The 23,990-nt window shown below is 64.4% G+C and carries 22 protein-coding genes; 13 read left to right on the top strand and 9 right to left on the bottom strand.

Going from position 1 to position 23,990, the window contains the following annotated elements:
- Window positions 1-153: 153 nt before the first annotated feature.
- Window positions 154-1,362 (bottom strand): DegT/DnrJ/EryC1/StrS aminotransferase family protein, encoded by a 1,209-nt coding sequence (locus HCO70_RS21215; protein ID WP_172299891.1) that lies wholly within the window; start codon window positions 1,360-1,362, stop codon window positions 154-156.
- A gap of 42 nt (window positions 1,363-1,404) precedes the next feature.
- Window positions 1,405-2,067: an HAD-IA family hydrolase gene (locus HCO70_RS21210; protein ID WP_371742295.1), complete on the bottom strand. Its 663-nt coding sequence runs from the start codon at window positions 2,065-2,067 to the stop codon at window positions 1,405-1,407.
- Between the two features lie 123 nt (window positions 2,068-2,190).
- On the opposite strand from HCO70_RS21210, the gene glmU reads away from it, so the two are divergent.
- The 3 genes from glmU to HCO70_RS21195 are packed head-to-tail and all read left to right on the top strand — an operon-like array spanning window position 2,191 to window position 6,037.
- Window positions 2,191-3,543 carry a bifunctional UDP-N-acetylglucosamine diphosphorylase/glucosamine-1-phosphate N-acetyltransferase GlmU gene (gene glmU / locus HCO70_RS21205; RefSeq protein WP_172299889.1) on the top strand — a complete coding sequence of 451 codons (1,353 nt, stop codon included), beginning with the start codon at window positions 2,191-2,193 and terminating at the stop codon, window positions 3,541-3,543.
- A 5-nt stretch (window positions 3,544-3,548) separates the two neighbouring features.
- On the top strand, window positions 3,549-5,363 hold the full coding sequence (gene glmS, locus HCO70_RS21200; RefSeq protein ID WP_172299888.1) for a glutamine--fructose-6-phosphate transaminase (isomerizing): 1,815 nt from the start codon (window positions 3,549-3,551) through the stop codon (window positions 5,361-5,363).
- Window positions 5,360-6,037 (top strand): DNA alkylation repair protein, encoded by a 678-nt coding sequence (locus tag HCO70_RS21195; protein ID WP_172299887.1) that lies wholly within the window; start codon window positions 5,360-5,362, stop codon window positions 6,035-6,037. Before glmS ends, HCO70_RS21195 begins: the two co-directional genes overlap by 4 nt.
- A gap of 217 nt (window positions 6,038-6,254) precedes the next feature.
- Here HCO70_RS21195 and HCO70_RS21190 read toward each other — a convergent pair whose 3' ends face one another.
- Window positions 6,255-6,716: a GatB/YqeY domain-containing protein gene (locus HCO70_RS21190; protein WP_172299886.1), complete on the bottom strand. Its 462-nt coding sequence runs from the start codon at window positions 6,714-6,716 to the stop codon at window positions 6,255-6,257.
- Between the two features lie 186 nt (window positions 6,717-6,902).
- Between HCO70_RS21190 and carA the strand changes: the two genes are divergently transcribed.
- Both carA and HCO70_RS21180 read left to right on the top strand, forming a co-directional pair.
- Complete coding sequence (gene carA / locus HCO70_RS21185; protein WP_172299885.1) at window positions 6,903-8,060, top strand: glutamine-hydrolyzing carbamoyl-phosphate synthase small subunit; 1,158 nt, start codon at window positions 6,903-6,905, stop codon at window positions 8,058-8,060.
- Window positions 8,061-8,133: 73 nt separating this feature from the next.
- Window positions 8,134-10,074: a glycosyltransferase gene (locus HCO70_RS21180; protein ID WP_172299884.1), complete on the top strand. Its 1,941-nt coding sequence runs from the start codon at window positions 8,134-8,136 to the stop codon at window positions 10,072-10,074.
- Here the strand turns inward: HCO70_RS21180 and HCO70_RS21175 are convergent.
- The gene (locus HCO70_RS21175; protein WP_172299883.1) at window positions 10,040-10,690 is read right to left on the bottom strand and encodes a GntR family transcriptional regulator; all 651 of its coding nucleotides are present in this window, start codon (window positions 10,688-10,690) and stop codon (window positions 10,040-10,042) included. The two genes, HCO70_RS21180 and HCO70_RS21175, sit on opposite strands and share 35 nt — an antisense overlap.
- Window positions 10,691-10,793: 103 nt before the next feature.
- Here HCO70_RS21175 and HCO70_RS21170 point away from each other — a divergent pair, with 103 nt between their 5' ends.
- From HCO70_RS21170 to HCO70_RS21155, 4 genes are all read left to right on the top strand, one after another.
- Entirely contained in the window at window positions 10,794-11,438 is a 645-nt protein-coding gene (locus HCO70_RS21170) for a pyrimidine 5'-nucleotidase (protein WP_172299882.1), read from the top strand.
- Complete coding sequence (locus HCO70_RS21165; protein WP_172299881.1) at window positions 11,435-12,631, top strand: FAD-dependent monooxygenase; 1,197 nt, start codon at window positions 11,435-11,437, stop codon at window positions 12,629-12,631. The genes HCO70_RS21170 and HCO70_RS21165 overlap by 4 nt, the downstream gene beginning before the upstream one ends.
- A 186-nt stretch (window positions 12,632-12,817) precedes the next feature.
- Window positions 12,818-13,147: a hypothetical protein gene (locus HCO70_RS21160; RefSeq protein ID WP_172299880.1), complete on the top strand. Its 330-nt coding sequence runs from the start codon at window positions 12,818-12,820 to the stop codon at window positions 13,145-13,147.
- Between the two features lie 79 nt (window positions 13,148-13,226).
- Complete coding sequence (locus tag HCO70_RS21155; protein WP_172299879.1) at window positions 13,227-13,769, top strand: Fic family protein; 543 nt, start codon at window positions 13,227-13,229, stop codon at window positions 13,767-13,769.
- A gap of 20 nt (window positions 13,770-13,789) precedes the next feature.
- Here HCO70_RS21155 and HCO70_RS21150 read toward each other — a convergent pair whose 3' ends face one another.
- Together HCO70_RS21150 and HCO70_RS21145 are read right to left on the bottom strand one after the other, a co-directional pair.
- The gene (locus tag HCO70_RS21150; protein ID WP_172300018.1) at window positions 13,790-15,367 is read right to left on the bottom strand and encodes an AMP-binding protein; all 1,578 of its coding nucleotides are present in this window, start codon (window positions 15,365-15,367) and stop codon (window positions 13,790-13,792) included.
- A gap of 55 nt (window positions 15,368-15,422) precedes the next feature.
- Entirely contained in the window at window positions 15,423-16,049 is a 627-nt protein-coding gene (locus HCO70_RS21145; RefSeq protein ID WP_253913413.1) for a hypothetical protein, read from the bottom strand.
- Window positions 16,050-16,136: 87 nt separating this feature from the next.
- Here HCO70_RS21145 and moaA point away from each other — a divergent pair, with 87 nt between their 5' ends.
- Both moaA and HCO70_RS21135 read left to right on the top strand, forming a co-directional pair.
- On the top strand, window positions 16,137-17,144 hold the full coding sequence (gene moaA / locus HCO70_RS21140) for a GTP 3',8-cyclase MoaA (RefSeq protein ID WP_172299878.1): 1,008 nt from the start codon (window positions 16,137-16,139) through the stop codon (window positions 17,142-17,144).
- Between the two features lie 92 nt (window positions 17,145-17,236).
- Window positions 17,237-17,689: a DUF3592 domain-containing protein gene (locus HCO70_RS21135; protein ID WP_216665559.1), complete on the top strand. Its 453-nt coding sequence runs from the start codon at window positions 17,237-17,239 to the stop codon at window positions 17,687-17,689.
- A 7-nt stretch (window positions 17,690-17,696) separates the two neighbouring features.
- On the opposite strand, the gene HCO70_RS21130 is transcribed toward HCO70_RS21135, so the two are convergent.
- Window positions 17,697-18,497: a glycosyl transferase gene (locus HCO70_RS21130; protein ID WP_172299876.1), complete on the bottom strand. Its 801-nt coding sequence runs from the start codon at window positions 18,495-18,497 to the stop codon at window positions 17,697-17,699.
- Window positions 18,498-18,591: 94 nt separating this feature from the next.
- Between HCO70_RS21130 and HCO70_RS21125 the strand changes: the two genes are divergently transcribed.
- Entirely contained in the window at window positions 18,592-18,861 is a 270-nt protein-coding gene (locus HCO70_RS21125; RefSeq protein ID WP_216665558.1) for a DUF2934 domain-containing protein, read from the top strand.
- A 16-nt stretch (window positions 18,862-18,877) separates the two neighbouring features.
- Here the strand turns inward: HCO70_RS21125 and HCO70_RS21120 are convergent, their stop codons facing one another.
- Both HCO70_RS21120 and HCO70_RS21115 read right to left on the bottom strand, forming a co-directional pair.
- The gene (locus HCO70_RS21120) at window positions 18,878-20,041 is read right to left on the bottom strand and encodes a M20 aminoacylase family protein (protein WP_172299874.1); all 1,164 of its coding nucleotides are present in this window, start codon (window positions 20,039-20,041) and stop codon (window positions 18,878-18,880) included.
- A 100-nt stretch (window positions 20,042-20,141) separates the two neighbouring features.
- Window positions 20,142-21,965, bottom strand: a complete 1,824-nt coding sequence (locus HCO70_RS21115; protein WP_172299873.1) for an ABC transporter ATP-binding protein — start codon at window positions 21,963-21,965, stop codon at window positions 20,142-20,144.
- 298 nt (window positions 21,966-22,263) lie between these two features.
- On the opposite strand from HCO70_RS21115, the gene HCO70_RS21110 reads away from it, so the two are divergent.
- Window positions 22,264-23,970: a peptide ABC transporter substrate-binding protein gene (locus HCO70_RS21110; protein WP_172299872.1), complete on the top strand. Its 1,707-nt coding sequence runs from the start codon at window positions 22,264-22,266 to the stop codon at window positions 23,968-23,970.
- Window positions 23,971-23,990 lie beyond the last annotated feature (20 nt).

Below are 23,990 nucleotides of genomic sequence, written 5' to 3'. Positions count from 1 at the left end.
TCGGGCCGCCCGGAGGCGGTCAATCGACGCCAATACTTCTTTTGCGTCTGCAAATTCGGACTGGCGCTCAAGCTGCTGACAAAGATATGGTTTTGCGGATTCGTGAAATGAGGAGAACGCAAAACCGGTCGATGTTTTACGCCCGGTCGCAGGCTACTCCGCCGCCTTGTTCTGAAACACCCGCCCGACCTCCTGCGAGATGATGCGGGCGATCAGTTCACAATCCTCGACAGAGAAGGTCAGCGGAATCCGCATGTCCACAAGCCCCGCCAGCACGCGATCCGTCTGCGGCAATGACTCGGTCGGCGCATAGCGCCAGCTGTCGTAGCGCGAGGTGAAGGCAACCGGCTCCGCCGCGCCGAACCATTTCAGCTCCACGCCCCGTTCGCGGCAGCGGTTCAGTACAGTGCTGATATCATCCGGCGGCCAGTCGAGCAGGAGGAACTGGATCGAGGAGCCGACGAAGTCCTCTTTTTCCGGCCGCTCGATGACTTCGAGCCCGGCAACGCCGCGCAGCCCCGCCTCAACCGCACGGTACCGCTCGTTCCAGCGGGCACACTGGCCGGACAGCTGCCGCAATTGCACCCTCAAAATAGCGGCCCGCAGGTTGTCCATACGACCGGACATGTTCGGGGTCTCGTATCGGACACGTTCGAACGCAGTCGCAGCCGGAACCGCAAGATGCCTGTTGTACAGCATGTAAGACCCCGACAACATCACTGCCCGCGCCATGATTTCCCGGTCGTCGGTGATCAGCAGCCCGCCTTCCCCGGAATTCATGTGCTTGTAGGTTTGCGTCGAGAAACAGGCGACCACCCCATGACGGCCCGAGGAAACGCCGTTCCACGACGCACCCATGGTGTGCGCGCAATCCTCGACAACAGTGACGCCCTCGTCCCAGCACAGACCCATCAGACGGTCCATGTCGCAGATATGCCCCCGCATATGTGACAGCAGCAGAACCCGCGCGCCACTGGACAGGATCTTGGCCTGCAGGTCATCCAGATCGAGCACCAGGTCTTCCGTCACCTCGACAAAGACCGGCTCCGCCCCGACATTCGCGATGGCTCCTGGCACCGGAGCCAGGGTGAACGCATTCGATAAAACCTTGTCGCCAGGCTTCACCCCGACCGACCGCAGCGCCGCCGCGATGGCGTAGCCGCCGGATGTCACCGCAAGGCAATAGGCCGCGCCGGTATAGGCCGCGAATTCCTTTTCCAGCAGCGCAGCTTCGCCGTCCTCGCCTTCGGCAAGGTTATAGCGATGCAGCCGACCGTGGCGCATGACCTCGACGGCCGCCGCGATCCCGTCCTCGGGGATAGGTTCCTGTTGGGTAAAGCTGCCGGTGAATCGTTCATCCATGGCGCGAACTAATGCTCACCAAGGCGCTCGCGTCAATCGGTGTCACCCGATCAAACCTCGCGTCACCTTTGATAATTGATCAAAATGATCAAGTAGAGCATCGGGCTCCAGCTCGGCCACGGTACTACCATCGGGACCAAATGTCACAAGGGCGCAGGGCACCCCCGAGGCGCGCGCTGTGTCGCGGTCGGTAACGGTGTCACCCAGCAGGAAGGACTGTTCCAGAACGCCGCCGGCGCGTTCCACTGCAGCCCGATAGGGTGCCGGATCGGGCTTACGCACCGGCAATGTGTCGGCCGCGATCAGAGACGCGAAGTACCCCCGCACACCAAGCCGGTCGAGCAGGATCTCGGCCTGTGCCTCCGGCTTGTTGGTGCAGATGCCGACCGCATATCCATCCGCCAGCAACCGCTCGACCGCGTCGATTGCGCCGGGATAGATGGTCGTGTAGCGGTCGATGCTCTGCGTATAGCAGTCGACGAACGGCTGAAATTCTGCGTCGACCAATGCCTCGTCTTCGATCCCGATCCGCTTGAACCCCAGCCGAAGCATCGCCCGCCCGCCACGAAAGGCAGTGGATGCATCCGCCAAGGGATCCAACAGATCGCCGTGGCCCAGCCTTTGAAAACAGGCATTTGCAGCCGCGATAAGGTCGCCACTGGTATCGGCCAGCGTGCCGTCGAGATCGAAGATGACCGTGCGCACTATGTCCCCCGGCGTAAACTTGCCGCTCGCTGTAACCGGGCGAAACGCGTTTTGATAGTCACGGGACTTGCGAGGCGCACCGGTTCCGTTAGAACCGCCGTAATAACAGCAAAGAGCAGCGGAATGGCAACAGCACTGATCGTTCTGGCCGCGGGCCAGGGTACCAGGATGAATTCCGATTTTCCGAAGGTGCTGCATGAGCTGGGCGGCGCCCCGCTTTTTGCCCATGCGCTGGCATCCGGTGCGGCGCTCGCGCCGGAGCGCACTGTTCTGGTGATCGGCCACGGTGCCGGCGCGGTGGAAAAAGCCGCGCTTGAGGTTGACCCGGAGATAGGGATCGCCGTGCAGGAGGAGCAGCTCGGCACCGCCCACGCAGTGGCACAGGCCAAGGGCTTCTTCGACGGCTTCGAGGGCGACACCATCGTTCTTTACGGTGACACACCCTTTGTCCGCCCCGAAACGCTCGAGGCGATGCAGGCGGCACGCGCTGCGGGCCACGCGGTGGTCGTCCTCGGGTTCGAGGCCGCAGATCCCGCCCGCTACGGCCGGCTGGTGATGGACGGCCAGCAACTGATGCGCATCGTCGAATACAAGGATGCGTCAGACGAAGAACGCGCGATAACGCTCTGCAACAGTGGCGTTATCTGCGCCGATACTTCTGTGATGTTCGACCTGATCGACGCCGTGTCGAACGAGAATGCCAGCGGCGAGTATTACCTGCCCGACATCGTCGGGCTGGCGCGCGCCCGGGGCCTTACGGCCACCGCCGTCACCTGCCCAGAGGCGGAAACGCTCGGCATCAACTCCCGCGCGGAACTGGCCGCGGCGGAAGCGGAATTCCAGTCGCGCGCCCGGGCCGCCGCACTTGAGAACGGCGTGACACTGACCGCGCCGGATACGGTCTTCTTCGCCCACGACACGGTCATTGGCCGCGACGTCGTCGTGGAGCCAAACGTGGTCTTCGGCCCCGGCGTTACGATAGAAACCGGCGCCCGGATCCGCGCCTTCTCGCATCTCGAGGGCGCGCATGTCGGCGGCGGCGCCATCGTCGGCCCCTACGCGCGCCTGCGCCCCGGGGCGGAACTGGACGGCGGAGCGAGGATCGGGAATTTCGTCGAGATCAAGAACGCCCAGATCGGCCCCGGCGCCAAGGTCAATCACCTGACCTATATTGGCGACGCCACCGTCGGAGAGGACGCGAATATCGGTGCCGGAACAGTCACTTGCAACTACAACGGGGTGGAAAAATTTCACACCGAAATCGGCGCGCGCGCCTTCATCGGGTCGGATACGATGCTGGTGGCGCCGGTTACCGTGGGCGACGGCGCGATGACTGGCAGTGGTTCGGTGATCACAAAGGACGTTCCGGCCGACTCTCTGGCGCTTGGCCGCGCGGAACAGGTCGTCAAGATAGGCGTCGCGTCAAGGCTGTTCGAATTGTATAAGAAAAACAAAGAAAACAGGGGCAAGGAGTAAAGTAAATGTGCGGAATTGTAGGTGTTCTTGGAAAGCACGAGGTCGCTCCGATCATGGTCGAAGCGCTGAAACGGCTGGAATATCGCGGATATGACAGCGCCGGCATCGCCACGGTAAACGACGAGGCGCATCTGGAACGGCGCCGCGCCGTCGGCAAGCTGGTCAACCTCTCGGACCTGCTGGTGCACGAACCGCTGACTGGCAAGGCCGGCATCGGCCACACCCGCTGGGCGACCCACGGCGCCCCCACGGTCACCAACGCGCACCCTCACCGCTCCGGCCCCGTCGCCGTGGTGCACAACGGCATCATCGAGAATTTCCGCGAACTGCGCGAAGAACTGCGCGCCGATGGCGCGATCTTCGAGACCGACACAGATACCGAGATCATCGTCGCGCTGACCAACCGCTTCCTAGATCAGGGCCTGTCGCCCCGAGACGCCGCCGAACAGGCCATCGCCCGGCTCGAAGGCGCTTTCGCGCTAAGTTTTCTGTTCGAGGGCGAGGCCGACCTGCTGATCGCCGCGCGCAAGGGCTCTCCGCTGGCCGTCGGGCATGGAGACGGAGAGGTCTATGTCGGCTCCGACGCCATTGCGCTTGCGCCGCTGACCGACCGGATCACCTATCTCGAGGAAGGCGACCGCGCTGTCCTGACCCGCGACAGCGTCGATATCTTCGACGCGGAAGGCCGCCGCGCCAACCGCGCCATCCGCACCGTCAAGATCGACGCCGCCCATATCGACAAGGCGGGCCACAAGCATTTCATGGCCAAGGAAATCGCCGAACAGCCCACCGTGATCGGCGACGCGCTGGCGCATTATGTCGACGGCTCCCGCATCGACCTGCCCGAAGCGCTTGATTTCAAACGGATCGAGCGGATCACCATGGTCGCCTGCGGCACCGCCTTTTACGCCTGCCTGACCGCAAAATACTGGTTCGAACGGCTCGCCGGGATCCCGGTGGAGGTCGATATCGCCAGCGAATTCCGCTACCGCGAACCGCCAATCGGGCCGAACACGCTGGCGCTTTTCGTCAGCCAGTCGGGCGAAACCGCCGACACGCTCGCCGCCCTGCGCTACTGCGCCGCGCAGGCGCAGATCGCGGCGGTCACGAATGTCGAGACAAGCTCCATCGCCCGCGAGTCCGATGTAAACCTGCCGATCCTGGCGGGCGCGGAAATCGGCGTCGCCTCGACCAAGGCGTTTACCTGTCAGCTGACTGTCCTCGTGCTGATGGCTCTGAAGGCGGCGCATGACCGCGGCCGGATCACCGATGCGGACCTCGCCGAAAACCTCGCCGAATTGCAGAGTCTTCCGGGCCGCATGAACCTTGCGCTGACCCAGTCGGAGCAGATTGCCGCCGCCGCGCGCCGCGTCGCCGAAGCACAGGACGTGCTTTTCCTTGGCCGGGGCCAGATGTACCCGCTGGCGATGGAAGGCGCATTGAAACTGAAGGAAATCAGCTACATCCACGCCGAAGGCTATGCCTCGGGAGAGCTGAAGCACGGCCCCATCGCTCTGGTCGACAAGACCGTGCCGGTGATCGTGATGGCGCCGCAGGACGCGCTTTTCGACAAGACTGTGTCGAACATGCAGGAGGTCATGGCCCGTGGCGGCAAGGTGCTGCTGATCACGGACCCTGCCGGCGCGAAACTGGCCAGCGAGGGCACGTGGCAGACGCTGGTGATGCCCGAGGTTGCGACGCTGTTCGAGCCGATCCTCTACGCCCTTCCCGCGCAGCTTCTGGCCTATCACGCGGCGGTGGCCAAAGGCACCGATGTGGACCAGCCGCGCAACCTGGCCAAGTCCGTCACCGTAGAATGACGCCAGAGGCGGCGATCGCGGCTCTGGAAGGCTATATCCAGCCCGGAAAAGCTGCCGACATGGCCGCCTATCACAAGGCCGACCGCCCGTATCTTGGCGTTACCAATCCGGACATCGACACCCTGGTCAAGTACTGGCGGCGTGAAATGACCGTTGCCGAACGGGCAGAGTTGGCCGACGACCTCTGGCGCACGAATATTCACGAGGCACGCCTGGCTGCGGCCAAGCTGCTGACACAGGCGCGGATTAAGGAGGATGAGCCGGTCTGGCAGCTGATCGCCTCGTGGGTTCCGACATTCGATGCCTGGGCCATCGCGGATCACGCAAGCATTGCCGGGCAGAAGAGGCTCGTCGCCGATCCGTCGCGGCTGGACGAGGTCGAGGTTTGGACCCGCTCCGATCACATGTGGAGCAGGCGCGCCGCGCTGGTGATGACCCTGCCCTGGACCAAGCAGAACAATCCTAAGCCCGAGGAAGAAGCGATCCGCGACCGCGTGCTCGGCTGGGCAGCAAGCTATGTGCCGGACAAGGACTGGTTCATCCAGAAAGCCGTCGCCTGGTGGGTGCGGGACCTGTCAAAACACGACGCCGAGCGTGCGAAGGCGTTTCTCGAAGCGCATGGAGGCGACATGAAAGGCTTTGCCAGGAAAGAAGCCGGACGGCACCTGCGCTGACCATGTGCAAAAGTGACTTTTGCGCCGCAAACCCTTCCCTATGAACAAGTTTTGCGCGGTGCAATACTGCGATCTCGCTGAAGAACCCGGCCCGGTGGAACCACGACCCGAGCGCCTCACAGTGTCACGCCGCCAAAAGAATACTCCGCCCGCGGCCCAGGGCCGGGGCGGAGTCAATGTGCGAGCCGCGTCGGCGGCTCCTGTGGAAACGGTCAGCCTAGGCCAGCCGCTCCTTCACCATCGGGCCGACCCGGCCGAAATCCATCCGGCCGGTATATTGCGCCTTGAGCGCGCCCATGACGCGGCCCATATCGCGGATCGAGGAAGCCTCGGTCGTGCGGATGGCCTTGTCGACGGCATCCTCGATCTCGCTGTCGTCGAGCTGCTTCGGCAGGAAGTCCTCGATGACGCGGATCTCGTCCAGTTCGCGTTCGGCCAGGTCCAGCCGACCGCCTTCTTCATAGGCGCGGGCGCTTTCGTGGCGTTGCTTGACCATCTTGCCGAGAATGCCAAGCACCTCGGCATCGGTCACGCCATTGGCGCCCTCGCCCTCGCCGCGGAGGGCGATGTCCTTGTCCTTGATCGCCGCGTTGATTAGCCGGAGTGTCGACAGTCTGGCAGCGTCCTTCGATTTCATCGCATCCTTCAGCGCGTCGCTGATCCTGGTGCGCATGTCCATATGTGCGGGTCCTCTCCCCTTGAGGTTTCGCAAATCCGTAACATACTGCGAGTGCAAAATCCGCGCAACCGAAGCTTGCCGATCTAACCCATTGAGAACGCTAGGTAACGCGAATCGCGTCGAGGGTTGAAACCCGCCGCCGCTGCGAATAGGTTCCCGCCGATCCCGAACAAGGAGTCGCCTCCAATGCCCCTCTCGCGCGGACCGGATAACGCGACCGCCTGCCTTGCGCTGGCCGACGGAACCCTGTTTTTCGGCAAGGGGTTCGGCGCCGCCGGGCAGACAACGGCAGAGCTGTGCTTCAACACTGCAATGACCGGGTATCAGGAAATCATGACCGATCCGTCCTATGCCGGGCAGATCGTGACCTTCACCTTCCCCCATGTCGGCAATGTCGGGGTGAACCCCGAGGACGACGAAACTGCCGATCCGGTGGCCGAGGGCATGGTGGTGAAATGGGATCCGACCGAGCCGTCGAACTGGCGCGCGGCGGAACCGCTGGTCGGCTGGCTGGAAAAACGCGGCCGTATCGGCATCGGCGGCCTCGACACACGCCGCCTGACCCGCGCGATCCGCCAGCAGGGCGCGCCACATGTTGCGCTGGCTCATTCTCCCGACGGTGAGTTCGATATCGAGGCGCTGGTCGCCTCCGCCCGGGCCTTCAAGGGGCTGGTTGGCCTCGACCTCGCCAAGGAAGTGTCCTGCGCGCAATCCTATCGCTGGGATGAAATGCGGTGGGCCTGGCCCGACGGGTTCGCCCGGCGCGACGCGCCCGGCCACAAGGTCGTCGCCATCGACTACGGCGCAAAACGCAACATCCTTCGCTGCCTCGCCAGCGCCGGCTGCGACGTGACGGTTCTGCCCGCCACCGCAACGGCCGAGGATGTGATGGCCCACGATCCCGCCGGCCTGTTCCTGTCGAACGGCCCCGGCGACCCGGCAGCGACCGGCGAATATGCCGTGCCGATGATCCGCGACATCCTGGACAAGTCCGATATGCCGGTCTTCGGCATCTGCCTTGGCCACCAGATGCTCGCCATCGCGCTCGGCGCTCAGACCATCAAGATGAACCACGGCCATCACGGTGCGAACCATCCGGTGAAGGATCTGGAGACCGGGAAGGTCGAGATCACCTCGATGAACCACGGCTTCACCGTCGACAGCCAGACGCTGCCGTCCGACGTGACAGAGACTCATGTGTCGCTGTTCGACGGGTCGAACTGCGGCATCCGGCATCGGGAACGCCCGGTCTTCTCGGTGCAGTACCACCCAGAGGCGAGCCCGGGACCGCAGGACAGCTATTACCTGTTCGAACGCTTCGTTTCGGCCATCGAAAACCGTTAACTATCCTTAACTTAAGACAAAATTAACAACGATAGAAAATCCTCTGGGCGTTGCTTGCCTGAGGGTTTTCATCATGACTTCCGCGCGTCTGCTGTCCGCCGACGGGCCCGAGCGCCTGTCCGCCGTTCCTTCCAGCCGGCCCAACAGGGTTCCGCTGGGCCAGATCCTCGTCTCCCGCGGCGCGCTCAGTCCTGTCGACCGCCGCTTCGCTCTGGAACGCATGGCGCGCTTCGACACCAAACTCGGCGATATCCTCCTCGCGCAGAAGCTGGTTGACCGGCCCCGGCTGTTCGATGCCCTGGCCGAGCAGTTCGGTTGCGAGGTTGCGGATTTCGATGCGGTGCCACCCGACCTCGACCTGTTTGAAAAGGTCGGCGCAGAGCAATGCCTGAAACTCGGCGTTCTGCCATGGGTCGAACGGGACGGCCGAACCCTCGTCGCCTCCGGCCGCCCCGAAGATTTCGACCGGCACCTGCCATTGCTTGAGTCGCTTCTGGGTCCGGTTTCGATGGCGGTGACCGGAGAGATCGAGCTCCACCGCGCCGTACAGAAATTGCAGCCACAGTCGCTGATCCGCCGCGCCGAGACCCGCGTTCCGGAGCTGGAAAGTTGCCGCTCCATGGCATTCAGCTTCAACCGCCTACCGCCGCTCGCGCTGGTGCTGTTCCTGGTCCTCGCTGTGGCAGTGATCTTTCACCCGCTGCAATCGGCGCGCGCTTTCACCGTCTGGGCCATCGTCACGCTTCTGGCGAACAGCACGCTGAAACTCGCGGCGATGCTCCGGCAATTGCGTGCCCCGGCCGAACCGGACCAGCGGACCAAACGTCCCATCGTCGCCCGCCTGCCCCGCGTGTCGCTGCTGGTTCCGCTTTACAAGGAACGCAAGATCGCCGCGCGTCTGATCGGACGGCTGGAACGGCTGGACTACCCGCGCGAACTGCTCGACATCCTGCTGATCGTCGAGGCGGACGACACAACCACCCGCGCCGCACTGGCGGAAATCGACCTGCCGCAGCACATGCGGCCCGTCGTCGTTCCCGCCAGCAGGCTCAAGACCAAGCCCCGCGCACTCAACTACGCGCTGGAGTTCGCCCGAGGTTCACTCATCGGCGTCTATGATGCCGAGGATGCGCCAGCCCCCGACCAGATCCTGCGGGTGGTCGAACGGTTCCATGAGCGTGGACCGGACCTGGCCTGCGTGCAGGCTGTGCTCGATTTCTACAACAGCCGCTCGAACTGGCTGGCGCGATGTTTCGCCGTCGAGTACGCGGCCTGGTTCCGCGTGGTCTTACCGGGCATGACGCGCCTGGGGCTGGTGGCCCCGCTGGGAGGCACGTCGCTGTTCTTTCGCCGCACCGCGCTGGAAAACCTCGGCGGCTGGGACGCCCATAATGTGACAGAGGATGCGGATCTGGGCGTGCGCCTTGCGCGTCACGGCTACCGCACCGAGTTCATCGAGTCCGTAACCGCCGAAGAGGCGAACTGCCGGGCGTGGCCCTGGATCCGACAGCGGTCACGCTGGCTCAAGGGCTACATGATGACCTGGGCGGTGCACATGCGGCGCCCTTGGCGGCTGTGGCGCGAACTGGGGGCATGGCGCTTCCTCGGCGTTCAGCTCCTGTTCCTCGGCACGATCTCGCAGTTTCTGCTGGCGCCATTCCTGTGGCTGTTCTGGCTGATGCCCTTTGGCATCCAGCACCCATTCGCTCCGCTGATCGGCACTGCCGGCACCGTGGCACTGGTCGCCACCTTCATCGCATCGGAGGCGATCAGCCTTGCCGTCGGATTATTCGCCGTGAGGGGCAGACAGCACCGCCACCTCCTGCCATGGGTCATCACGCTGCACTTCTACTTTCCGCTGGCAGCGCTTGCCGCTTACAAAGGGCTATTCGATCTGCTGACGCGGCCGTTCTTCTGGGACAAGACCGCGCACGGCCTTTATGACGAAACCGCGGAAGCCACGACGGATTCCGAACAGGTCAGGCCGCGGCGCTTCCGCCAGCGTCGTGCTTGAGCCGGGTCTCAAACGCCTTGGAGATGTGTGCGCGCAGCGCGGTGTAGGCCGCATCTCCGTCCCCCGCCTCGATGGCATCGACGATCGCGTGATGCTCGCGCACCGTTCCCTCACCGCGCCCCTCGACCGCCAGCGACGTTGTCGCCAAAAGCGCCATCGTCCGGTGCACGAGGTCCAGCTGCTGCACGAGATAGCGGTTGTGCGACGCCAGATGGATCTGCTTGTGGAACCGCCGGTTCGCCCGCGACAGCGCCGCGGGATCGTCGACGATGCTTTCGTGCGCCTCGACCATGTCTTTTAGCACCCGCACCTCTTCGGGCGTGGCATGCTTCGCCGCCAGTCGTGCCGCCAGACCTTCCAATTCGGTCCGCACCACGTAAAGCTCCGCCAGCTGGTTATGATCCAGCGACGCCACGATCAGGGATCGCCCGTCGCGCGCCAGCAGCGATTGCGTCTCCAGCCGCTGCAGCGCCTCGCGGATCGGGGTGCGGGAAACGCCGAAGCGCTCAGCCAGTTCGCTTTCCACCAGTCGGTCGCCGGGCTTGTAGATTCCGACATCAATCGCCTCGAGTATCATCTCGTAGGCGTCCTTCTGCGTGGACTTCGGGTCCGACATGCGCGGCCTTTCTGAATACGGTGGTATACATTAGCCGCGCCCAAGCGTCACAATCAAGCTTTCACGATGGACGCTGCGCCGGCGCAGTCCTAAATACCGCCACATGGTGGCGCAGCATTTCTCTCATGTCCGGCACTGGGTCTTCGACCTGGACAACACTCTGTACCCGCCTGCGGCGCGCCTGTTTGACCAGATCGAAGAGAAGATGAACGCCTGGGTGATGCGCGAACTGTCGGTGGATCACGTCGAAGCGGACCGCCTGCGCGCCGATTACTGGCGCGAGCACGGGACGACGCTGGCTGGGCTGATGGCCAATCACAAGGTCGAGCCCTGGGATTATCTGCGCGAGGTGCACGACATCTCGCTCGACATGCTGGAACCGGACGAGGGGCTGGCGCGGTCGATCCGCGCCCTGCCCGGCCGCCGCATCGTCTACACCAACGGCGACGGCGAGTATGCCGAGCGGGTTCTGGAACGGCGCGGTCTGTCGGACGTGTTCGACGCGATCTACGGGATTGAGCACGCGAACTGGCGGCCGAAGCCGGAGCGCGCAGCGTTCGATCTCGTTTTTGCCGCCGAAAGGCTGGAGCCGAAGACCGCGGCGATGTTCGAGGATGACATCCGCAACCTCTCGGTGCCGCATGCGCTGGGGATGCGGACGGTACATGTGGCGCCCGAGCCGGATCCGCAGCCGCATATCCATCACCATACCGACGACCTGCCAGGCTTTCTGGCGATGCTGACATGACACCGGAGCGGGTCGATGTGTTCGTGGCTGGTGGCGGGCTGGCCGGTCTTGCCGCTGCCGCGGCCTTTGGCGAGACCGGCTTTTCCGTGCTGCTGGCTGACCCCTCGCCGCCTCCCGCGGAGAATGAACACGACGAGGATCTACGCTCCACCGCCTTCCTGCAGCCCGCCCGCGATCTGCTGGAGCGGATCGGACTTTGGGACACGCTTGCGCCGCATGCCATGCCGCTCGATGCGCTTCGGATCATTGATACCGCCGGCTGGCCGCCGGAGATCCGCGAGACGCGGGTGTTCGAGCCGGGCGACCTTGGCGCGGCGAGTTTCGGGTGGAACCTGCCGAATGCGCTGACCCGGCGCGAGATGGTGCGGGCGATTGCTAAGATGCCGGAGGTAGAGCTTTGCTGGGGCACCGGCTTCCGGTCGCTGCTGACCCGCACGGCCGAGGTGCGGGTGAACCTGACCGGGGGCCGGCAGGTCGCGGCGCGGCTGGCGGTGGCGGCGGACGGGCGCGACTCGGCGCTGCGGGAGGCGGCGGGCATCGGCGTCCGGATCAGCCGCTACGGGCAGAAGGTGCTGGCGTTCACGGCTACCCACGCGCTGGGTCATGCGCGGGTCTCGACGGAGGTTTACAACGAAGGTGGCGCCTTCACGACCGTGCCGCTGCCGGACGTGAACGGTCGGCCGGCTTCGGCGATCGTGTGGATGAATGACGGGCCGCGGGCGGTGGAGCTGGCGGGGCTGGATCCGGCGGCCTTCGGCGAGGCGATGACGGAGCGGGCCTGCGGGGTGCTTGGGCCGATGGAGCGGGTCGGCGGGCTGGGGATGTGGCCGGTGGTGACCCAGGTGGCCGAGCGGCTGACCGGCGAGAGGGTGGCTCTGGTGGCGGAGGCGGCGCATGTGCTGCCGCCCATCGGGGCGCAGGGGCTGAACACCTCGCTCCATGATATCGCGGCGCTGGTGGAGCTGGCGCGGGGGGATCCGGCGGGGCTGGGCGGGGAGGCGCAGCTTGGGGCCTATGAGAGCGGCCGGGCGGGGGATATTGCCCTGAGGGCGCGGGCCATCGACCTTTACAACCGGGTGTGCCGGTCGGGGGAGGCGCCGGTGCAGGCGCTGCGGCGGTTCGGGCTGAGGATGGTGCATGACGTGCCGCCGGTCCGGATGGCGATCATGAGGGCCGGACTGGGGCGGCGCTGAGGGGCGTCCCCATGGGGACGGGGGGTCAAGTCATTGATTCCAGGCATGTTAGCGCAAACGTCTGTGTGGGGACGCTTGCTCTCTGACCACGTCTCGAGCACATGCGAAATGGTCATCACAGCGTGAGCATCTTGAAATTTTGATAGCAAATTGCTATTTTGACGTCACCATGACTGGAGGTGGCCGATGCCGGTCCCCATGACACTTCGCGTCGATCAAAGCCTGAAGGAACAGCTGTCGAAACTGGGCGAGCTGCGTCACATGACGATGAACAAGCTGGCCATTCAGGCTCTGCAGCAATTCGTCGCCAAGGAGACGCTGCTGGTCGAGGAAGAACTGGAAGCCTCCCTCAGGGACCTGAGGAAGTACCGGGAAGCCGATCCGGACTTCGAGAAGGCCATCGAAGCAGCCGCCGAAGCCGAGCTGTCGACGGATCAAGATCCCGCGCAAGGCGTGATCGAAGCGCAGGAAGGCTTTGAGACGACAAGGCTCCTTCGCGGTCTGCTGAGTGCCTGACTGGGACGGGAACAGCGACAGGCTGCGCGAAAATCTGAAGAACGCATTTCGGCTTTCGCGGGATGAAGCCCGAAGCCGCGTGCTGCCCAGTGCAGAACTGGCGCGGCACTGGCATTCCACGTCGATGCAAGGACTTACCGGCAATCTGCACGGTAAAGTCGTTCCGGCCGAGACGTTGAGCGGCAAATTTCGCGGCGAAGAAGGGCTGGAAGGCGTCGAGGTCCGGATAGGTCCGCATCCGGGAACGCCGTCCGCGCAGGTTTCGGAAGAACTGGCGAAGTTCGAAGAGACCCTCACAGGCGCGGTTGAAGCGCTGGACGGGATTGTCCATGCCGGCGAAGGCCCAAGCGACAAGGATGAACTGAACGCCGTGATCGAGCTTTGCGCGTGGGCGCATGCCGAATGGGTCAGGATCCATCCCTTCGCCAATGGCAATGGCCGAACGGCGCGGATCTGGGCCGGGTTCATCGCCATGAGATACGGACTGCCGCCTTTTGTCAGACTGAGGCCGCGTCCCGACGATGGTTATGGGGCGGCCTGCGGCCTCGCCATGCGCGGCGATTGGGCGCCAACCGCCGAGGTGTTCCGCCGGATGTATCTGGATATCGTCCGTCCGCGATAACCCGTCGAGGCAATTGCACGTCAGGCCCTCTCCCTCAGCGCCCTTCGCATGATCTTTCCCGTCGCCGTCATCGGCAACGCGTCGATGGGTTCAATCCGGCGCGGGGCGACGTGGGGGCTGACCCGTTCGCGCACGCGCGCCACCAGCGCTTCGCCCAGAGCGTCGGACCACCCTGCCCCGTCGCGCAGGACGACATAGGCCGTCACCGCCTCTGTCCGCACAGGATCGGGGAGGCCGATGACGGCGGCCATGACCACGTCCGGGTGGCCGGTCAGGCAGGTCTCGATCTCGGACGGGCCGATGCGGTAGCCGGAGGACGTGATCACGTCGTCGTCGCGGGAGGCGAACCAGTAATAGCCGTCGTCGTCGCGGCGGGCGAGATCCCCAGTGCGCAGCCAGTCGCCGGAGAACTTGGCCGCCGTCGCCTCGGGCTTTTCCCAGTAGCGCAGGAACATCACCGGGGTGCCGCGGCGGACGGCGATTTCGCCCTCACCCGGCCCTTCGACCTCGCGCCCTTCTCCATCGAGCAGGGTCACGTCGAAACCCGGCAGCGGCTGGCCCATCGAACCGGGCTTCACCGGCATCGACCCGTGGCAGGAGGCCATGACGAGATTGCATTCGGTCTGGCCGTAAAGCTCGTTGATCGGGGCGCCCAGCGCCTCCAGCCCCCAGTCGAGGAGGTCGGCGCCCAGCGCCTCGCCGCCCGACGAGATGGTGCGGATGTTCAGCCCGTCCGGCACATCCGCCTGGCGCATCAGCTTCAGCGCGGTGGGCGGCAGGAACAGGTTCGTCAGGCGCTCGTTCCGGATCAGGCGATAGGCGTGCTCCGGGTCGAACTTGCGCATCCGGTGGCTGATCTGCGGTCGCCCGTAATAGAGGCAGGGCATCGCCATATCCATCAGCCCGCCGATCCAGGCCCAGTCCGCCGGGGTCCAGCCGATATCGCCCAGCTGCGGAAAACCTTCGTGGTTCGCCTCCATCGACGGCAGGTGGCCGAGCAGGAATCGATGCGCGTGTAGCACGCCCTTGGGATCGCCGGTGGTGCCGGAGGTGTAGATCAGAACCGCCGGATCGTCGGCGGCTGTGTCGACCGGCGTGATGGGGGCGTTGGCGGCGGCAATCTCTGCATGCAAGTCGCGCACCGGATCCGGCCCGCCGTCGACGCAATAGATCTCCGCCAGTTCCGGCAGCTCGGCGCGCAGGTCCATCACCTTGTCGAGATTGGCCGCGTCCGTGACCACCAGTTTTGCGCCGCTGTCCCGAAGCCGGTAGGCCAGCGCATCCGGCCCGAACAGGACGAACAGCGGCAGCGCGACCGCGCCAAGTTTCCATGTAGCGAAATGGCTGATCAGTACTTCGGGCGACTGTGCCAGCAGAACCGCGACGCGGTCACCCTGGCCCACGCCCCGCGCCCGGAACGATGCCGCGAGCGCGTCGGACGCGGCCTTGAGCTGCGCGAAGGTCCAGACCTGCCGCGAGCCATCCTCGCCCAGATGGGTGACGGCGACGCGATCCGCCGGACGCGCGGCCCAGTCGTCGCAGCACACCCGCGCGATATTGAAACGCGCGGGAACATCCCATCGGAAGCCCGCGCGCATATCCTGCCAGTTTCCGATCCGCGGCAGCAGCCTGCGCTGCAGCGGATCGGCGGGATCAGTTCCTGTAGACGACAAGCTCCGGCAGCCCGTCGAGCGGCGCGTCCAGCAGACGCAGCGCCGCGAGGGACACCTGGCTGCCCGATCCGCTGGCCCCGCCCGACGGGATCAGCTGAACCTGCACGGTGCGGCCGGAGGCCGGGTAGAACAGACGGCCAGAAGCGTTTTCCGACACGAGCGGCGTCTTGATCCAGAAGCCGGGCTCTTCCGGCGACCCGATCGAGGCGACCGTGGTACCAAGGCGGCCATCGCCCGCCGCTTCGGGCGCCGCGGTCGTGGTTTCCGTTGTGGTCGTCGTCGCCGGCGGCGAAGTTATCACCGGCGCCGGGGCCGCGGCGGCCTCGCGCTGTTCCGGCGTGGTGGTGTCGTAATCCTCGACCGTGCGCGCATCGGCCGATGGTGGCGGCGCGTTCGTCACCGCGGACAGTTCGGCATCGGAGATGATGCCTTCCTGGATTTCCTCGGGCGCTTCGAGATTGGTGGTCGCGGGGTCGATCGCGGAGAGCGGCTCGCCTGCGGGGCCGGTGGCGCCGCCGCCGAAAAGGCCGGTGTCCCCGGCGGTGTTCGCGCCGCCGCCGCAGCCGGCAAGCGCGAGCGCCGCGATTAGGAGTGTGGTTTGTTTCATGGCAGGCACGTTAGGTTGCTTCGGTACCCCTTACAACACGATGCTGTGGCTTGCGGCAAGGTCCCGCTCGCCCTAAGTTCACATGTCATGACCCCGCGATTAGTCGATCCTTTCGAGCGCGCAATCACTTACCTGCGCGTTTCCGTCACCGACCGGTGCGATTTCCGCTGTGTGTACTGCATGGCGGAGCAGATGACGTTCCTGCCGAAAAAGGAGCTGCTGACGCTGGAAGAGCTGGACCGGATGTGTTCGGCCTTTGTCGGGCTCGGGGTGGAGAAGCTGCGCATCACCGGCGGCGAGCCCCTGGTGCGGCGCGATATCATGACCTTTTTCCGGGCGATGTCGCGGCATCTGGAGTCTGGCGCGCTGAAGGAGTTGACGCTGACGACGAACGGGTCGCAGCTGTTCCGGTTCGCCGAGGACCTTTATGCGGCGGGTGTGCGGCGGGTGAACATCTCTCTCGACACGCTGGACGAGGCGAAATTCGCGCGCGTGACCCGCTGGGGCCGGCTGCCGCAGGTGATGAAGGGCATCGATGCGGCGCGCGCGGCGGGGATGCGGGTGAAGATCAACGTTGTCGCGCTGAAGGGGTTCAACGAGGACGAGCTGTTCGACCTGGTGGACTGGTGCGCGCGCGAGGACATGCACCTGACCTTCATCGAGGTCATGCCGATGGGCGACATGGGCGAGACCGACCGCGTCGGGCAATACTGGCCGCTGACGGATGTGCGGCGGCAGCTGGCGGAGCGGTACACGCTGACCGAGCTGACGGAGCGGACCGGTGGACCGGCGCGGTATGTGCGGCTGGAGGAGACCGGGCAGAAGCTGGGTTTCATCACGCCGCTGACCCACAATTTCTGCGAATCGTGCAACCGCGTGCGGCTGACCTGCACTGGCGAGCTGTACATGTGCCTGGGGCAGGAAGACATGGCCGACCTGCGCAAGCCGCTGCGGGATTTCCCGGCGACGGATGCGCCGCTGGTCTCGGCCATCGAAAAGGCGATCGGGCGCAAGCCCAAGGGGCACGATTTTGACTATTCTCGCCAACAGGTTGAGGGTCAGGTATCGCGCCACATGTCACATACCGGCGGGTGACCGAAGAAACCTCAGAGACGCCGAAAATCTGCCCAATTTTTTAACGAGATCTACGCCAGAAATTGAAGGCGGAGACTCGGACTTTGAGCATGATGGAAATATCGGCCCTGGCGCTGGAATTGATGGCGGCGCCGTTCATCGCGGTGGCACGCCTGGGCCCTGCCGCGCATCTTGCTGAATTCGTTGTCCTCGCCCTTGCCACGACCATCGCGCTGGTGTTGCTGGTGCGCCGTCTGGAAGACTGGATCCGGTCCAAGCGCAATCGCATCACCGAGGGGCGCGTGGTGCATATCTTCCCGGGACCGTCCGGCGTTGCGATGCCGCGAATCGGCTTCGTCGATGCGGCGGGCGTGAGCCACAGCTTCAGCTCCGCCCTGCCCTGCACGCAGGAAACCGGGCGGATCGGCGGGCGGGTGTCGGTGCAGTATGACCCGGTGAACCCGAACCAGGCGCAGCTGACCGGCCATCCCGGCGTGCAGCTGGCAAAGGCGGCGCTGATCGTGGCGATGCTGGTGGCCTTCGCCTATGCGGGGCTGAGCGCTTAAGGGCGCCCTACCCCCAGGCCTCTCCCAGATCCGCCCTGGCGCGGTCGATCCAGTGATCCTTCAGCCAGCCGCAGGGCAGCGAGTGGCGCAGCCATGAGCCTTTGTAGCCGGCGACCGCCTCTGGCATTTTCGGACGGCCGTGGAAGCAGACGACGCGGGCGTTGAGCGGCAGGCGCGGCGGGCGGAAATAGTTCATCGGCGGCAGGTCGAGGCAGTCGTGCTTGAAGCTGACCACGTGGTCGGACGGCAGGTAGGCGAAGGCGCCTTTTTCCTGCGCCAGTGTCGAGGTGTAGCGCTGTTCACTGCCGCGCGCCTTTTCGACCTCGGCGGTGGGTGACGCGGCGAGGGTCTCGTAGAGCCACGGGTGCAGCGCGGGGTCGTAGCGAAAGACGGAGCCGTGGCCGGTGGCGCGGCCGCGCCGCGCCTCTACCCAGTCGTGCCGCATCGCGACCTTTCCGGGCGCCATGTCATGGATCTCGTCCAGCGGGCCGGTAATCACCACGTCAAGGTCGAAGCCGAGGATCGGGCCGTCCAGATCCGGGATCAGGCCGGGACGGAACAGCGACACCTTCCGCATCGCGCCCTGCCGGTTGGCCACGGCGAGCGCCGCGTTCATTTCCTCGTGAAACGGTTCAGCCGGCAGGTCGAGGATCTCGACATCCGGATGGATACCCTCGGCATGTTCCGTCATGCACAGAAACCGCACGTCCCGCGACAGGTTGCGGCGCACGCCGGAGTACAGCCGGTTCACGTATTCAGGGCCGAACAGCGTGCCCCACTTGATGCAGACGACATTTGCCAAAGACATGGGCACCGGTTAGCGCGAAACCCGCGCCGCCGCCAGTGAGCGCTTGCCAGATCGGCCACGCCGGATTTACGATTTCCCCATGCCGCATAGCGGCATGACAGCCTCAACCGCCGTGAGGATCGCCATGCTCCCCCGCAAAGACACCGATGAAGAAATCGCCGCTGCCGCCTACATGATCTGGCTGGAAGAGGGCCAGCCGCACGGAATGGACAAGGAACACTGGTTCCGCGCCCAGACCGCGCTGGAAGGCACCAAGGCCAAGAAAAAGGCCCCCGCGAAGAAAAAGCCCGCGAAGGCCGAGGCGGCCGCGAAGCCGAAGGCGAAAGCAAAGCCGAAGGCCAAGCCGAACCCGAAGGACGCCTGAACCCGCGCCGCCGCGATCAGGCGGCGGGCAGCCTGCTTTCGACCATGCCTGCCAGCCAGGAACAGCCGGCGGGGATTGCCTCGTCATTGAAGTTGTATTCCGGGTGATGCACCGGTGCGGTATCGCCGTTGCCCAGCAGGATGTAGGCGCCGGGCCGTTCCTCGAGCATGTAGGCGAAATCCTCGCCGCCCATGACAAGAGGCGCCTCGTCGCAATCGCCGGCGACGTTGCGCGCGACCTCGGCCGCGAATTCGGTCTCGGTATCGGCATTCACCATGACCGGGTAGCCGGGCATGTAGTTCACCTTTGCGGTCGCGCCGAAAACCTCTGCCGTCGCCGCGGCGATCTGCGGCAGCCGCTCTTCGACCTGTTCCCGCACTTCCGGCGCCAGCGTGCGCACTGTGCCCTTCAGGGTCACGCGCTGCGGGATCACGTTGAACGCCTTCGACGAGGTCTCGAAGGACGTCACCGAGACCACGACCTGCTTGGTCGGATCGACATTACGGCTGGCGATGGTCTGCAGCGCCAGCACCACGTGCGACGCGACCACGGTGCTGTCGATGGTTTCGTGCGGTTTCGCCGCGTGGCCGCCCTTGCCCTCGACTGTGATTTCGAACTGGTCGGAGGCGGCGAAGAAGCCGCCGGGCCGGATCGAGAAGCTGCCCACCGGCTGGCCCGGCCAGTTGTGCAGGCCGTAGACCTCGTCGATCTTCCAGCGGTCCATCATGCCGTCGTCGCACATCTCCTTGCCGCCGCCGCCGCCTTCTTCGGCGGGCTGGAAGATGATGACAGCCGTGCCGTCGAAATTGCGGGTCTCGGCGAGGTATTTCGCGGCGCCGAGCAGCATCGCGGTGTGGCCATCATGGCCACAGGCATGCATCGCGCCGTTGGTCTCGGACGCATATTCGAGGCCGGTCGCCTCGACTATCGGCAGCGCGTCCATGTCGGCGCGCAGGCCGATGGTGCGGCCGGAATTGTTGGACTTGCCCCTGATCACCGCCACCACGCCGGTGCGGCCGATGGCATCGACGACCTCGTCGCAACCAAATTCTTCCAGCTTCTGCTTCACCAGCGCCGAGGTACGGTGCGTGTCAAAGAGGATCTCCGGGTGGCGGTGAATGTCTCGTCGCCATTCGGTGATCTCTGGCAACAGTTCGGCAAATCGGTTCTTGATAGGCATGATACCTCTGCGATTTCAGGTTGTTTCTGCGAAACTCCGACATTCCGGCCACTGCAACAAGGACCGTGCCGGATAGCGGCAACGGATGCGGGAGACCGGGTCAGCGTCCGTGCGATCCTTCCAGAACATAGTGGCCCGGACCGATTTCGCTATAGACCGACGGCTCCGGTTCGTGCCCGACGGGGAAGATCGGCGATGCGATGGGCTTGAAGTTCAGGTCGCCCTCTGACTTGCGGTTCGTGGGATCCGCCACGGGAACGGCTGTCAGAAGCGAGATCGTATAGGGGTGCTGCGGATTCTCGAAGATCGACGCGCGGGGACCGATCTCGACGATCCGCCCGAGGTACATCACGCCGACCCGGTGGCTAACCCGTTCCACCACCGCCATGTCATGGCTGATGAACAGGATCGATATGCCGAGATCCGCCTGCAGTTCCATGATCAGGTTCAGCACCTGCGCCTGAACCGTCACGTCGAGCGCCGATACCGCCTCGTCCGCGATGATCAGCTTGGGGTTCAGGGCAAGGGCGCGCGCGATCGCGATGCGCTGCCGCTGGCCGCCCGACAGTTCATGCGGGTAGCGATTCATGAAGCTGCGGGGCAAGTGTACCCGGTCGAAGAGCTGCGCCACGCGGTCGTTTATCTCGGTCGTACCGAGGTTGAAGTAGTTCCGCAGCGGTTCCGCCACCTGTGCGTTGAGCTTCATCTGCGGATTCAGGCTGGCAAACGGATCCTGGAAGATCATCTGCATGTCGCGGCGTGCGTTGCGCAGCGTCCGTTCGGACATGGCGATGACATCCTTGCCGTCCAGGATCACCTCTCCGGCATCGGGTTCCACAAGGCGCAGGATCGACCGTCCACAGGTGGATTTGCCACAACCGGACTCGCCGACGAGGCTGAGCGTTTCGCCTTCGCGGATGGCGAAGGAGACATCCTCGACCGCGTGGACGTTCGCCACGGTGCGTCTCAGGACTCCGGCCTTGACCTCGAAGCGGGTGACGAGGTGCTTCACGTCGAGGATAACCTTGTCCGACGCAGGGCGCACCGGACCCTCGACATGGGTGTCGTCGCCCAGCAGGCGCATCGGTTCGGGCGCTGTCTTGCCCCGCATCTCGCCCAGTTTGGGCACCGCCGCCAGGAGCTGCTTGGTATAGTCGTGCTGCGGGTTCGCGAAGATCTGTTCTACCGGACCTTCCTCAACCTTGTTGCCACGGAACATGACGACGACGCGGTCGGCGATCTGGGCGACCACGGCCATGTCGTGGGTGATGAACAGGACGGCGGCGCCGGTTTCGCGCTTCAGGCGGTTGATGAGCGCGAGGATTTCGGCCTGGATGGTCACGTCGAGTGCCGTGGTCGGCTCGTCCGCGATCAGGAGGCGGGGTTCACAGGCCAGCGCCATGGCGATGACGACGCGCTGGCGCATGCCGCCGGACAGTTCGTGCGGGTACTGTGTCAGGCGGCGTTCCGGTTCGGGAATGCGCACCATGCGAAGGAGTTCGACCGCGCGCGCAGCGGCTTCCTTCTTACTCAAACCTTTGTGAACGCGCAGGCCCTCGCTGAGCTGCATTCCGATGGTGAAAACCGGGTTCAGCGCGGTCATCGGCTCTTGAAAGATCATCCCGATCTTGTTGCCGCGAATCGTACGCATCAGGTCGTTGTCTGCCGCGGCGAGATCCAGGTTCTCGTCCTTTTTCACCTGGAAGCGCAGCTTTCCTCCGACAATCTCGCCGCCACTGAATTCGACGAGACGCATCAGACTGAGAGAACTCACGGATTTGCCGGAACCGCTTTCCCCGACGATGCAGACAGTTTCGCCCGGTGCGACTTCGAAGCTGACATCCTCGACTGCCACAACCGTTCCGTCGTTGGTCTCGAATTCGACACGCAACTTCTCAACGGAAACAAGTGGCTGGTCCAGCATTGCGCATTCTCCTTGCGGCTTCGGCACAGCTAGGACCCGCGACTGAAGATTGTCAAACCCGATCGCTTGTCAAATATGCGCTCTTCGCAGGCGCCGCCTATTTTTTTGGCGACTCTCCCGGCGGCAGGCTTGCATTTCCCGGAGAATTATTAAGAGACTTGCGGCAGTCGTCCTGAATGGCGAGCAAATGGCGAAAACCGAACAAGTCTTGCGCTTCACAAGTGCCGGAAAAGAAAATGTCGAACCGCCGTCAAGGCGCGTCATTCGCAGGGGACAAAATCCCAACAAGGAGGTTACTATGAATTTATCCAAAGCCCTTATGGGCACAGCGGCAGCATTGGCGCTGACGCCTTTGGCGGCAATGGCCGAGCGTGGCGAAGACGGCCAGCTCAACATTATCTACTGGCAGGCTCCGTCCACTCTGAATCCGTTCCTTTCGGGCGGCACGAAAGAGGTCGAGTCCGCTTCGATGATCATCGAGCCGCTGGCCCGCTTCGACCAAGACGGCAACATGGTGCCCTGGCTGGCAACCGAAATCCCGACGCTGGAAAACGGCGGCGTGGCCGAGGATCTGAAGTCGATCACATGGAAGCTGAAGGACGGCGTCGTCTGGTCTGACGGCACCCCGCTGACCGCGGCCGATGCCGTGTTCACCTGGGAATACTGCACCCACCCCGAAGGCGGCTGTGCCCAGAGCTCCTATTTCGATGGCGTGTCCTCGGTCGAAGCCGTGGACGACATGACCATCAAGGTCAGCTTCAACGAAGCCAAGCCGTTCCCCTATACCGCCTTTGTCGGCTCCGAGAGCCCGATCATCCAGGCGGCGCAGTTTGCTGACTGCCTCGGCGCAAAGGCGCCAGAATGCACCGATGCGAACTTCAACCCGATCGGGACCGGCCCCTTCGTCGTCACCGAGTTCAAGCCGAACGACGTGATCACGCTGGAAGCCAACCCGAACTTCCGCGAAGCCGACAAGCCGGCCTTCGCCACCGTGGTGTTCAAGGGCGGCGGCGACGCGGCCGCGGCGGCCCGTGCGGTGATGGAAACCGGCGAATTCGACTATGCCTGGAACCTGCAGCTGGATCCGGTCCTGCTGGACGAGATGCAGTCCAAGGGACTGGGCACGGTGGTTTCGGCCTTCGCGACTTCGGTCGAGCGTCTGCACCTGAACCAGACCGACCCGGACCCGTCTCTGGGCGATGCGCGTTCCACCATGGACAATCCGCACCCGTTCCTGACCGATCCGGCGATCGGCAAGGCCATGTCCATGGCCATCGACCGCGCCCTGCTGGTCGATGTCGGCTACGGCGCCGGCGGTACGCCGACCTGTAACGTCGTGCCCGCCCCCGCGGTCTATGCCTCGACAGCCAATGACGGCTGCCTGGTGCAGGACATCGAAGGCGCCAAGGCGGTTCTGGAAGAAGCCGGCTGGACCGACACCGATGGCGACGGCGTCCGCGACAAGGACGGCATGAAGCTCTCTGTCCTTTACCAGACCTCGACCAACGCCGTCCGTCAGGACACCCAGGCGCTGGTCAAGCAGTGGTGGGAAGAGATCGGCATCGAGACCGAACTGCGCAACATCGACGCCTCGGTCTTCTTCGGCGGCGATCCGGGCTCTCCGGACACGTTCCAGAAGTTCTATGCCGACATTGAAATGTACACCAACAACTTCTCGGGCGTTGACCCGGAGGCGTACATGGCGAACTGGCGCTGCTCGGAAATTCCGGGGCCGGATACCCAGTGGCAGGGCTCCAACATCCAGCGTTTCTGCACCGAAGAGTATGACGCGCTGGTCGACGAACTGTCGCAAACCGCCGGCATCGATGCGCGCGCCGAGCTTGTGAAGCAGATGAACGACATGCTCATGGAGAGCTATTCGATCATCCCGCTGATCTGGCGCGGCAACCCCTCCGCCCATGCCAACAGCCTTGGCGGCATCATGATGAACGACTGGGACTCGGAGATCTGGAACATCAAGGACTGGTACCGGATCGACGGCTGACCCCGTCCTGAAAGCAACCG

This window comes from Pseudoruegeria sp. HB172150 (assembly GCF_013184805.1).
GTDB lineage: Bacteria > Pseudomonadota > Alphaproteobacteria > Rhodobacterales > Rhodobacteraceae > Psychromarinibacter.
This window is presented reverse-complemented; position numbering and strand designations above follow the sequence as displayed.